The sequence below is a fragment of the Primorskyibacter sedentarius genome (assembly GCF_004342065.1).
Classification (GTDB): Bacteria; Pseudomonadota; Alphaproteobacteria; order Rhodobacterales; family Rhodobacteraceae; genus Primorskyibacter; species Primorskyibacter sedentarius.
Window position 1 is genome coordinate 1 of sequence record NZ_SLZU01000044.1, and the last position, 11,284, is coordinate 11,284.

General features: G+C 57.8%; 11 protein-coding genes. 10 read left to right on the forward strand and 1 reads right to left on the reverse strand.

The features are described 5' to 3' along the window. The first annotated feature begins 84 nt into the window (after positions 1-84). From EDD52_RS22790 to EDD52_RS22830, 9 genes are all read left to right on the forward strand, one after another. Complete coding sequence (locus tag EDD52_RS22790) at positions 85-489, forward strand: SMI1/KNR4 family protein (protein ID WP_132248916.1); 405 nt, start codon at positions 85-87, stop codon at positions 487-489. A 52-nt stretch (positions 490-541) separates the two neighbouring features. Further along, positions 542-1,021: a hypothetical protein gene (locus tag EDD52_RS22795; protein WP_132248917.1), complete on the forward strand. Its 480-nt coding sequence runs from the start codon at positions 542-544 to the stop codon at positions 1,019-1,021. Positions 1,022-1,412: 391 nt separating this feature from the next. Next, positions 1,413-2,093: a hypothetical protein gene (locus EDD52_RS22800; RefSeq protein WP_132248918.1), complete on the forward strand. Its 681-nt coding sequence runs from the start codon at positions 1,413-1,415 to the stop codon at positions 2,091-2,093. A 227-nt stretch (positions 2,094-2,320) separates the two neighbouring features. Then, the gene (locus tag EDD52_RS22805; protein ID WP_279389292.1) at positions 2,321-3,265 is read left to right on the forward strand and encodes a LysR substrate-binding domain-containing protein; all 945 of its coding nucleotides are present in this window, start codon (positions 2,321-2,323) and stop codon (positions 3,263-3,265) included. Between the two features lie 122 nt (positions 3,266-3,387). Beyond that, positions 3,388-4,917 (forward strand): amidase, encoded by a 1,530-nt coding sequence (locus EDD52_RS22810; protein ID WP_132248920.1) that lies wholly within the window; start codon positions 3,388-3,390, stop codon positions 4,915-4,917. Positions 4,918-4,921: 4 nt separating this feature from the next. Beyond that, positions 4,922-6,205 carry a TRAP transporter large permease gene (locus EDD52_RS22815; protein ID WP_132248921.1) on the forward strand — a complete coding sequence of 428 codons (1,284 nt, stop codon included), beginning with the start codon at positions 4,922-4,924 and terminating at the stop codon, positions 6,203-6,205. A 22-nt stretch (positions 6,206-6,227) separates the two neighbouring features. Next, positions 6,228-7,202, forward strand: coding sequence for a TRAP transporter substrate-binding protein (locus EDD52_RS22820; protein WP_132248922.1), 975 nt, complete (start codon positions 6,228-6,230; stop codon positions 7,200-7,202). Positions 7,203-7,257: 55 nt separating this feature from the next. Further along, positions 7,258-7,785 carry a TRAP transporter small permease gene (locus EDD52_RS22825; protein ID WP_132248923.1) on the forward strand — a complete coding sequence of 176 codons (528 nt, stop codon included), beginning with the start codon at positions 7,258-7,260 and terminating at the stop codon, positions 7,783-7,785. Positions 7,786-7,857: 72 nt separating this feature from the next. Then, positions 7,858-9,243, forward strand: coding sequence for an FAD-binding oxidoreductase (locus EDD52_RS22830; RefSeq protein ID WP_132248924.1), 1,386 nt, complete (start codon positions 7,858-7,860; stop codon positions 9,241-9,243). A gap of 455 nt (positions 9,244-9,698) precedes the next feature. Here the strand turns inward: EDD52_RS22830 and EDD52_RS22835 are convergent, their stop codons facing one another. Next, positions 9,699-10,589: a LysR family transcriptional regulator gene (locus EDD52_RS22835; protein ID WP_132248925.1), complete on the reverse strand. Its 891-nt coding sequence runs from the start codon at positions 10,587-10,589 to the stop codon at positions 9,699-9,701. A 101-nt stretch (positions 10,590-10,690) separates the two neighbouring features. Between EDD52_RS22835 and EDD52_RS22840 the strand changes: the two genes are divergently transcribed. Beyond that, a complete protein-coding gene (locus EDD52_RS22840; RefSeq protein ID WP_132248926.1) occupies positions 10,691-11,188 on the forward strand; it encodes a lactoylglutathione lyase family protein in 498 nt (165 codons plus the stop codon). The last annotated feature ends 96 nt before the right edge of the window (positions 11,189-11,284 follow it).

Genomic DNA, 11,284 nt, shown 5'->3' on the forward strand with positions numbered 1-11,284 from the left:
ATGGCGTTTGTAACTGATCTTCTGTGTCTGCATCAACACCGCCTACGCCCAGATCAATGAACCAGTAACCTCAGGCCCGTTAACGTGACAACACCGCTTGACCTGCTGGAGCGCGTGCTCGATGCCAGGCTGCCCCCCGCCTACCGTGACTGGCTTGCCAAACGGAACGGGCAGACGCCCGAGAACCGACTTGTCACATTCACGCAGAATGGACGGGAATCGAGCACCACTCTGCACGCTCTTTATGCGGTGAATACCAAACACACCTACAATGACCTCTGGTACTTCCACGCGAATTTTGGTCAGGATCTTCGTCCCTGGTATCTGAGCATCGGCAGTGATGATGGTGGCAACCAGATCGTTATTGCGCTGAAGGGGCCGAACCACGGGAAGGTCTTTTTCCGCGACCACGAAGTTCCTCTCGACGTGGGAATGCACATAATCGCGCCGAGCTTTGAGGCGTTTCTCGCTGGCTTGACGACTGGCTGACATGCGCAAGTGCACTTATTTCTATGCCACCCCCGCCGATTTCCATGCCCTGATGGAACTCGTCGAAGCGGAACACACGTTTGTCTATGTGGTTCATCCGGATTTTGCATCCCCGGTTGTCAACTTCTATGAGAAGGCGCGCAAAATCCCCGACCTTCTGACAATGTTTCCGGGCCATATCATACAAGATGTTTTCCTGGTGCCGCCGGGCACGCAGGTTCAGACCTCTAGCTACCAGAATATCAAAGGCACGCGATATTCACTCCGCCCGCCGGAGTTCACATCGTCCGTCGTCATCCAATTTGCTGGCGAGCACCCGGAAGGTGCCCTGATCCGCTCGCGCTTCTGGGCCCACGGAACAGCGCCAGAGGTCTTGCGGGTGGAGGCCGCGCTCTTTCGCCACATGCGACGCACCTTTCGTAACATTGGCGGGCCGAAGGTTGGGCCGACTGCTTTTGCGCAGCTTCTGAACGGGCGGAGATTAACGTTAAACGTAAATGCTCCGCCAGAGACTGATCTGCGGGCCGACTGAACGATGCTTCAGAACTGGCGAAAGGCACATAAACCCGTTAGCTGTGGACGGTCAAAAACGATGAGCTTTCGAGTATGAGAGTCTGTGAATAACACCTTCGAATGGCCGCTATTCTCAAAGAGGCACCTCATGGGCAAGTGCCGCGTAGGCCTGATTTCCGATGCAGTTGCATACGCTCCCTTGGCCGGAGTTTCCCGTGAGTTGGGTCCGCGCCAGGGTAGCTGCAAGCCAAAAGTGCCTATCGACCCAGCCTGCGGCCCCGAACTGCAGCATCTACCTACCGGTCATTTTATTTCTCGCGCGGCATGTATGGTAGATCGGGAGAAGCTAAACGGCGCGAAATACGCTATAATTCTAAGAGAGTCCCGAAAATTCAAGCGCAGGACAGAAAATGTCTTTTGGTGTTCATATTACTACGCTGGCCTGTTTGCTCCTCACGGCCTGCGGTGCCGTAGATTTCGACAATGCCCCCGTGGGCCGGTTTGACGGTTCACTGCTGGTTATGTGGGTGGGTGAAGGGGACCAGGCAGGGGACGGTCGTTTCGTCTTCGTCCCGAGCCGCACGCGCCCACTCACCTTCTATCGCAACAGGCCTGGCGCGGCAGTTACCAGCTTACGACCGGAAATGATGTACACTGACGGTGGGTCAATTCCCAAAGCTGGGCAGCTCTTCAACGGCTTTTCTCCGTGGGGTTACGCGCCTGCATACATGGTGCATGACTGGCTCTTCGTCGCCCGCCACTGCTTGACCGACGGCAAGGCAAATCATGAAGAGCGGAAGATAGAAGGTATGGAATTTCAGGAAAGCGCCGAGATCATCGCCGAGGCGATCAAGACATTGGTCGTCTCCGGTAAGGTTCAGAAAAATGATGTAGCCCCAAGAGTCATTTCCGGCGTCGTGGCAGGACCGTTTGCCTACCAACGTTGGGTGGTCCAAGGAGCCTGCGAGGGTGACCGGGTTTCGGACGAGCATCGCCGAGAGGTCGAAGAAGCATTTGCTCGACGCTCCGGGGTTCGCGCTCAAAGAACAGGCGTTACCCCTGCAACGATCATCGCCGAGATCTCGTTCTGAAAATCTTGCGTTTACTCCTCTCAAACTCCGCCCTTTGATGCCGTGCGCTGCCAACCCAGCTGCACATCGGCCATTGTCGTGCTTTGCGGCTAAAGCTGTATCATTCGTTGTCAACTTGCGCGGCACATCGCTTGGAGCTGAACTGGCGTAAGAGCAATGACCCGAACTATACCTAATATCGTAGGCTTAGAACGCCTAAGATAACAAATCCGGGAGTTGCAGCCATTCTGAGCCATGAATTCCAAAGAGCGATAACGATCCGCCACTTGCGGGTCATTGCGGCCTTGTCAGAGCTGAAACTTGTGGCGCGAGTTTCCGAAGCGCTCAACGTGTCCCAGCCCGCCGTATCCAAGCAGATTGCGGAACTGGAAAGGATAGTCGGCGCTCCCATCGTCACACGCGACCGCAATCGGCTGTTCTTGACCGCAATCGGGCAACGGTTGGCCGAACATGCCAGGCAAGCGCTCAATCAACTTGACCGGGCCGCATTCGACATCGAGGCGATGGCGAGCGGCGTTTCGGGTTCGGTCTCGGTCGGGGTTGTCAGCTCGGTTGCGCCAACCCTGTTGCCTGGGGCGATTGCACTACTGAAAAGCAGCACGCCGCAGGCCAGCATATCGATCAAGGAGGGACATTTTGTCGAGCTCTTGCCCGAGTTGGGGACCGGTGCGCTGGATCTTTTGATCGCCCGGATCTGGCAGCCCCAGGAGCTGCCCGGCATCGCACAGCTGAGCCTGTTTGCGGAACCGGTGGTCGTCGTGGCAGGGCGCAACCACGGACTGGCAAACCGAACTGATCTGGAATGGAGCGATCTCGTCGATTTTCCTTGGATCCTGCCGCAGGCCAACTCGGTTGCGCGGCGCGCAATCGATGCGCTCTTTGCCGAGAATGGGCTGACCCCTCCGGCCAACACGATTGCCTCCCTGTCGCTTACCTTGAATCTGGCACTTATGGAGGCGATGCCCGCGCTGGGGCTCTTGCCGCAACGGCTTGCGCAGGTCCATGCGGCGCGAGGCGACATCGTTTCGCTACCGATAGACACGAGGGGCTTGCTGTCAGAGGCCCGCTGCTTTTGGCGTAGCGACCAGGTCGACACGAATCCCACCTTGGCGTTCTTCTTGAAATGCCTACAAAAAACGACGGACGGCCTTAAAACAATTCCATTTGGTTAAGGTTTCAATCCTAATATTCAATATTATTGGTGAAAATTTGGAAATATCATAACCAAAATCGTTTTCTTGGGAGGGGGCACGATGGGAGGTTCGATTACGCCTAAGGCATCAGGGGTGGGCGCATGAACGCGGCCGCATTGATGGCCCTTTCAGCCCAAGAGGTATTGCAGCGCTACGCGGACCGCAGGCTGACGCCCAGCGAATATCTGGCAGCCTGCCTCGAACGGATTTCGCAGATTAATCCCAAGATTAACGCCGTGACCGCTATCGATGCCGAACGCGCAGTAGTCGAAGCAGTTCAGGCGACAGGCAGATGGCGGGCCGGGACGCCCAAGGGGCCGCTCGACGGATTGCCGGTGGGCGTGAAGGATCTTCAGGATACAAAGGGGCTTCTGACTACCCATGGAAGCCCGCGAATGCGTGCCAATTGTCCGCAGGTCGATCTGCCCATGGTGGCGCGACTACGTGCGGCCGGGGCCATCCTTCTTGCCAAGACCAATGTTCCCGAATGCGGCGCCGGCGGTAACAGCCGCAACCCGGTTTGGGGTGCCACGGGCAACCCGTTTGACGCCAATCTGATTGCGGGCGGATCTTCGGGCGGATCAGCGGCCGCACTAGCGGCGGATCTCCTGCCCATTTGCACCGGGTCGGACACTGGCGGGTCGCTCAGATTGCCTGCCGCTCTCTGTGGCGTCGTTGGGTATCGCCCGTCCGTCGATGTCGTCGCCCATCCAACCCGGCCGCTGGGATGGTCTGGGATTTCGGTGCTTGGCCCAATGGCGCGTACTATGGATGACCTGATCCTGATGTTACGTGTCTGTGCGAGCTTTGACCCTGACGATCCCCTGTCCTCACGGGCAGCCCCGGATCGTTTTACAACATTGCCCACCGTCAGCCTTGAAACTCTGCGCGTCGGGTACAGTGACGACTTCGGAGGCGCACCTGTGGACGCCGCCATTCGGGAGACCTTCCGGGCACGTGTCGAGAAGATCGCACCTCAGGTACGGGAATGCCGCGCAGTTGATCTGGACCTTGGGGACATGGATCGGTGCTTTGACATTCTTCGCGCCGAGAGCTTCGTTTCGGCCTTCGGCGAAATCATCAAATCCGACCCCGATGCGTTCGGCCCCGACATCGCGATCAATGTTGCATTGGGCCAGGCCATGACGCTGTCTGACCGGGCCTGGGCCCATGCCGAACAAACCCGCATCCTGCGACGCTTCAATGCGGTGATGCAGGGTTTAGACGTGATCCTTCTTCCCACATCGCCGGTGACTCCGTTCCCGTGGACCCAAGCCCACGCCTTGGAGATCGACGGCCAACGCATGGATATTTATTACCGCTGGCTGGCATTGACATATCGCGGTTCTCTCACTGGCGGCCCGTCGATAACGCTGCCCTGCGGGCGTGACCCACACCGCATGCCTTTTGGGCTCCAGATTCTGGGTCCAGTACGCGGGGACGAGGCGACGCTGGCCACAGCCAAGGCTGTCGAGACCTTTTTTGCGGCAGACAAGGAAACGGCACGACCCTGCCCTGACATGGCGGATCTTGCGCCGTCTGTCATCGACCTGCGGTCCATCGTGACCCATCCGCCCATATTTAACAGCGCTGGCCAGTCCCATACGGCCGCAATGCGAACGGCCGTTTAGCACAATGTATCTCATCCCCGTAATCTTCATCATATTCCTGATCAGCGGCACGGCTTTCGCATATCTGATGGGAGCCGTTTCGGTTCTGACTTTCGTGGCGCTCGACAAAAGCCAGTTCCTGTCCATCTTGCCCCAGCGCATTTTCGCACAACTCGACGTCTTCGCCTTCATGGCGATGCCCCTGTTCATCCTGACTGCCGAAATCATGAGCCGCGCGGGCGTCACACGCAGCCTGATTGACTTCGCCATGTCCATTGTTGGACGCTTCAGGGGCGGTCTGGGCCACGTCAATATCCTGACCAGCGTGTTCTTTGCCGGTATTTCTGGCTCAGCGATCGCAGACAGCGCCGCCTTGTCGCGCACCTTTGTGCCAGAGATGAAGGCACGCGGCTATGACCCCTATTATGCAGGTGCCATCACCGCGGCCTCATCGATGATCGGGCCCATCATTCCCCCCTCGATCATCATGATCATTTACGGCGGCCTGACCGGTGCATCGGTCGCCGCTTTATTCATCGCGGGAGTTGTGCCGGGCTTACTGCTGGCGACGTCATTAATGGCGCTTAATGCCGCCATTGCCGTAATGAAGGGACATCCCGGCGGGAATTCCGAAGATCTGCCGCCGTTTCTGCCAAGCTTGTTCAACGCGGCTCCAGCCTTGTGCCTGCCGGTGGTGATCCTCGGGTCGCTCGTTTTTGGTCTGGCGACGCCGACCGAAGGGTCCGCCATCGCTGTTCTGGTCGCGTTGATGGCAGGCCAATTCTACAAAGGGCTGACGCTGCGCATGATCTTTGACGCGGTCGAGGCAACAGCCAAGATGACCGGTACGATCTTCGTAATTCTGGCGGCAATTTCGGTGCTGGGTTACCTGGCCGGGCAGCTCGGATGGTCCAGCGCGTTGGCGAACTGGGTCGGTTCCTTTGGGCTGACGGGCACAAAGTATCTGTTCTTCCTTGTCGGGATATTCCTGATTGCGGGCATGTTCATGGACACGCCAGTAGCTTTGACGCTGCTCATTCCGCTCTTTGCGCCTCAGGCTCTGGAACAGGGCATCAGCCCGATCCAACTTGGCATCGTGCTATGTTTCAACCTGTGTGTCGGCCTGATCACGCCCCCGCTGGGCAAATGCCTCGTGGTCGTCTCGGCGCTGACAAACCTCAATTATTGGCGGCTGGCCTACGCCGCACTGCCCTTCATCGTCGTACAGGTCCTGTTGCTGTTGGCGCTGGTCTACTGGCCAGCCCTCTCACTCACATTGCCCGGCTTGCTCGGCTTTTCAGTCAATTAGAATACTTAAGGAGGAGAAGAACATGAAACTCAAGGCACTCTCACTGGCGGCATTGCTGGCGCTGTCCACTGCAGTCAGCGCGGAAGTCAAGATCGCCCTGGACAGCGCGCCGGACCTGGAGACCAGCGGCTCCTACAATTGGGCGCATGCGTTCGGGGCGGCGCTGACGGATGCGGGGATGGAAGTCCGGGAAATGCCACGTGGATCCGTCGGGAACGAATCCGAAAAATTTGACCAGGTCTCTACCGGCCTGCTCGAGGTTTCTCTGTCAGACGTACGCGCCATCGCGCAGGTCGATCCCTTCATCTATGGGGTTCGCTTGCCATATATCTTCGATGATGTCGATCACATGGATCGCGTTCTCGAGACAGGCAAAGTCTTTGATCGAGTCAACGAAAAACTGGCAGACCAGGATGCGATTGTACTGGCGCTGGCCCCACTTGGCCCGCTTTCGGGCATCATTACGACCGATGCCGTCGTCCGTTCGCCTGCCGATATGGCGGAGCTGCGTATGCGGGCGCTCGACGATGCACAGATCGCCATGTACCAAGCTTGGGGGTCCAGCGGCACTGTCGTGCCTTGGGGCGAAGTGCCTGCAGGCCTGCAAACCGGCGTGATCGACGGTTACCTGAACTCTCCCTTTGTTCCGGTGATGTTCGGTCAAACCGATTTCGTCAAGAACTTCTCGGATGCTGGTGTGATCATTCCGCTGCGCGCAGTTCTCGTCTCCAAGGACTGGTATGACGGGCTGTCTGATGCTGACAGGGTCGCGGTCGACAACGCCGTCGAAACGGCGGACGCTGCTGCCCGCGCGTGGCTGAAAGAAGCCTCCGCACGCGGCCTCGCAGCACTGGAAGAAAAAGGAGTGACCGTGCAGCGTTTGACCGCAGAAGAACGTGCGGTGTTTCGTGAGGCGTCCAAGCCGGTTTACGAGTCCGGTCTGATGCCCTCCGAAGATGTAAATATCTGGGCGGATCTGTCCAATTCCAACCGCTGAACCGCAATCGCCGGGCCTTTGACTAGGCCCGGCTCCTACGGGCAGGATTCGACCCATGCGTAACGTCATCATCGCAGCCAGCAACCACGTTCATCACGTTGCGCGAGCGGCCGCCGTTCTGGCTGTTTGCCTCATGTTCTTGACCGTCGTGTTGCAAATCATTGCGCGCTACGTATTTTCCGCGCCCCCCGTCTGGACCGAAGACGTGGCACGCTATGCGATGGTCTGGACCGGGCTGCTGGGTGCGACGCTGTCGTTCAAAACGCGCTCGGACGCGGTGCTGATGCAAAGCGTCGCGCCGGAGCGTCCAAACCTACTCGGCTATCTTGCTGAAGCCGTTCATACTGCGGCGGTTCTGACCTTCGTCCTGCCCGTTGTCTATTTCTGCTTCATCGGCCTGCGGGGGGGCTTTGCCAAGGGCTTTCTGGCCCGTCAGTGGGGCCTGACCGCCGATACGCTTGGCATCCCGATGGTCTGGATCTCCGTGTCGGTTCCGATTGCCATGATCATCATCCTGCTGCACCTGGCGGCCCGATGGGCCGGCGACGACCAGACCGACACCATCAACACGCAATTGGACTGAGATCGGCTTTATCGCTTTCTAGCATAGCGGATCAAACCCTCGTGCTCGACTACACTTCGGAGAGACCTTCCCATGAACACGGACACGACCGCCCAAGCCATCTCTGACTTGAAAGACCTGTTGGGCGAGCGCATTTCGACCGGCGAGTCCATCCTGGAAATGCATGGCCGCGATGAGGCCTACACTGAGCCCGCCTTGCCAGATGCCGTGGCCTTCCCCGAAAGCACCGAAGAAGTTTCCGGGATCATGAAGATTTGTTCGCGTCACGCGGTTCCGGTTGTCCCCTTCGGCATCGGCACGTCGCTCGAAGGTCACGTGATCCCCATCCACGGCGGGATCAGCGTCGACACCAGCCGCATGAATAATATCCTCGAAATCCATGAAAGTGATCTGGACGCTGTCGTGCAACCCGGCGTCACGCGGACGCAGCTCAACGACGACCTGCGCGCGACGGGGCTCATGTTCACTGTCGATCCTGGCGCGAATGCGACATTGGGCGGGATGGCCGCCACCCGGGCTTCAGGCACGAACACGGTGCGCTATGGATCGATGCGCGAGAACGTTCTGGCGCTTGAGGTCGTGCTTCCCGATGGCACCATCATAGAAACCGGATCACGCGCGCGCAAATCGTCCGCGGGCTATGACCTGACACATCTATTTGTCGGGTCGGAAGGCACGCTTGGCATTATCACCAAGCTCACGGTGCGCCTGTTTGGCCAGCCTGACACGATCCTTGCGGCAACCTGCTCGTTTGAAACCGTCGACAACGCGGTGAACGCGGTGATTATGGCAATCCAGATGGGCATTCCCATGGCGCGGATCGAATTGCTGGACGAAGTTCAGATGAAAGGCATGAACATCTTCAATCCCGACCTGAACCTGTCAGAAAAACCGCATCTGTTTCTGGAATTCCACGGGTCCGAATCCGGTGTGCAGGAACAGGTGTCGATGTTTGAAAGCGTCGGAGAAGAATTTGGAGTGTCGGGCTTGCAGTGGGCCACCAAGGCGGAAGACCGCAACCGGCTATGGACCGCACGGCACAATGCTTATTTCGCCGGTAAGTCATTGCGCAAGGGTTGCGAAGGTCTCATCACCGATTGCTGTGTTCCGATCTCGGCTCTGGCGGAGTGTATTTCTAGATCCAAGCAATTGGTTGCGGAATCTGGTATGATCGCCCCTATTGTCGGCCATGTCGGCGATGGCAATTTCCACCTGATGATCCTGATTGACCCCAACGATCCCGAGGAACTGACGCAGGCCAAGTTATTGGCGTCGAAGGTCAACATCCTCGCGTTATCCCTCGGAGGGACCGTCACGGGCGAACACGGCGTCGGCACCGGCAAAAAGCAATACATGAAAGAAGAACACGGCACCGCCTATGCTCTCATGGCGACGTTGAAGCGTGCCGTCGATCCAAAGAATATCATGAACCCTGGAAAAACGGTCGAGGTAGGATGAATGCTAACGTTGGAACAGTGAAGCTGTGATCCGTCCAATCGACAGAAAAGCAAACCGACCAGTGGCACCGTAGCTTTTCTACATCTGACCGAGTGGATGACTTTGAGCGCCCTATCGGGATCCTGCATGTCGATTAGCAATATGCTGCGTGCTCAACCATGTCGTTTTTCGCTTGGCAGCAGACATCGTTTAACGCCCGCACACAGAGAGTGCTCACGGCCCAATGCCGCCGCTCACCTTAACAATCAGCGCTACGGTGAGCTTCACCAAACCGGCCGTTCGCGCATCGCGTAGCATTTTGGATGGTAAATACCGGCGGAGCGGAATCAGTTACCTTTTGCTACGCCGACACGAGTGCTGGCTTTGCATTGGCCGCGCTTGAAGACGAGAGCGCCAACGCCGTGAAATTGCTCATGCACAGCCCAACGCAAAGGCACCATGGGTGACTGCAAAAGTCATCCGATCTCACTGGCGACATCGCGGGCGATCCTCATAATCGTACGAAGCCGCGCGGTCGGCTCGGGGGTGCGTCGGGTGACTGACCAAAGTTCATGGTATCGACGTTGTGGCAGAGTGACAATTTTCAGCCGATTGCGCCTGGAGAACGCTTCAACCCCACTGCGTGGCAGCAGCGTGTAGCCGATGCCCTCGGCCACTGGCGCCGGGATTTGCCCGATCTGGTTTACAAAGGTCCGCACCTTCATTCGATCGGCCCCGGCGAACGCTTCGGGGAAGTTCAACGAGAAGAGGTCGTCGGCATAAGCGAAACCATCGGGATGTGCGACGAAGCCACGTTCATCGAGGGACGCGAATGTGACCGCCTCATCGGCGGCATCAGAGGGCAGGATCAGGCACAGCTCTTCGCGTCCAATAGGCTGTGCATTAAGGCGCGGATGGCCCGTGTCATACCCCACGATGCCCAGATCAAACTCCCCATCCAAAACACCGGAAACAACGGTGTCTTGCGGGGCGGCTTCCAGATGAATCAGGAGTCTGGGCGCGTCCCTTATGAGCGCAAGAAGTCGCGGGTAGAGCAGTTGGGCGAAACTGCCTGAACAGGCAATTCGTACCTCCCCCACGTCGGGATCATCGGCCATGATGGTATCGCGGAGGTGCCGCTCTTCGATCCGCCGTGACAGTCCGAGGTCGCGCACCGCCTCGCCTGCTGGCGTAAGGGTAAAGCTCTTGCCCTCTTGCGCAATCAGGCTTTGCCCCAACTGTTCCTCAAGCTTGCGCAAATGCTGTGACACGCCCGGCTGGGTCATGTTCAACCTCTCTGCCGCCCGGGTAAAATGTCCGGTTTCGGTCAGGGTCACGAAGGTTTCGAGCCAGGTCGCATTGAGCATTTTGATTACATCAAATTATCATAAGCATCACGTTTGATAATTTCATGTTTTGCGCGGACTTGTCTATCTCTTCTGGCAATCAGCAAACAAAGGACAGCTCAATGGCCCCGACACCGCGCACATTCTCTCATATCGGCATCTCCGTCCCCGACCTTGATGCCGCTGTCAAATTCTACTCTGAGGTCATGGGCTTTTACGTGATCATGCAGCCCAGTGAGGTGACCGAGGACGAGAGCGCCATCGGCATTATGTGTACGGATGTCTTTGGCCCTGGATGGGAGCGCCTGCGGATCGCGCATCTGTCGAGTGCCGATGGCATCGGCTTCGAGCTGTTCGAGTTCAAGGGCAACCATGAACCCGACGACAATTTCGCCTACCGTCGCCATGGGACATTTCACTTCGCGGTACAGGACCCGAACCTCGAGGACCTTCTGGAGAAGATCCTTGCCGCTGGCGGCAAGCAGCGAATGCCCGTCCGCGAATACTTTCCCGAGGAAAAGCCCTTCCGCATGGTTTATGTCGAGGATCCGTTCGGCGTCATCTTCGAGATCTATAGCCACAGCTACGAGCTGACCTATTCGGCAGGCGCTTATTCCTGATCTGAACCGCCCCGGGTTTACCGGAGAGTAAAACTCTTAAAAGGTGAGCCTCATGACAAACAAGAAACATACCCCGAGCTACACGGCCGAGTTCCG

Excerpts from the sequence above, each read along its gene's own strand:
- EDD52_RS22795 (WP_132248917.1), top strand. The coding sequence starts at position 542 with ATGGAACTCGTCGAAGCGGAACACACGTTTGTCTATGTGGTTCATCCG.
- EDD52_RS22800 (WP_132248918.1), top strand. The coding sequence starts at position 1,413 with ATGTCTTTTGGTGTTCATATTACTACGCTGGCCTGTTTGCTCCTCACG.
- EDD52_RS22810 (WP_132248920.1), top strand. The coding sequence starts at position 3,388 with ATGAACGCGGCCGCATTGATGGCCCTTTCAGCCCAAGAGGTATTGCAG.
- EDD52_RS22815 (WP_132248921.1), top strand. The coding sequence starts at position 4,922 with ATGTATCTCATCCCCGTAATCTTCATCATATTCCTGATCAGCGGCACG.
- EDD52_RS22820 (WP_132248922.1), top strand. The coding sequence starts at position 6,228 with ATGAAACTCAAGGCACTCTCACTGGCGGCATTGCTGGCGCTGTCCACT.
- EDD52_RS22825 (WP_132248923.1), top strand. The coding sequence starts at position 7,258 with ATGCGTAACGTCATCATCGCAGCCAGCAACCACGTTCATCACGTTGCG.
- EDD52_RS22830 (WP_132248924.1), top strand. The coding sequence starts at position 7,858 with ATGAACACGGACACGACCGCCCAAGCCATCTCTGACTTGAAAGACCTG.
- EDD52_RS22835 (WP_132248925.1), bottom strand. The coding sequence starts at position 10,589 with ATGCTCAATGCGACCTGGCTCGAAACCTTCGTGACCCTGACCGAAACC.
- EDD52_RS22840 (WP_132248926.1), top strand. The coding sequence starts at position 10,691 with ATGGCCCCGACACCGCGCACATTCTCTCATATCGGCATCTCCGTCCCC.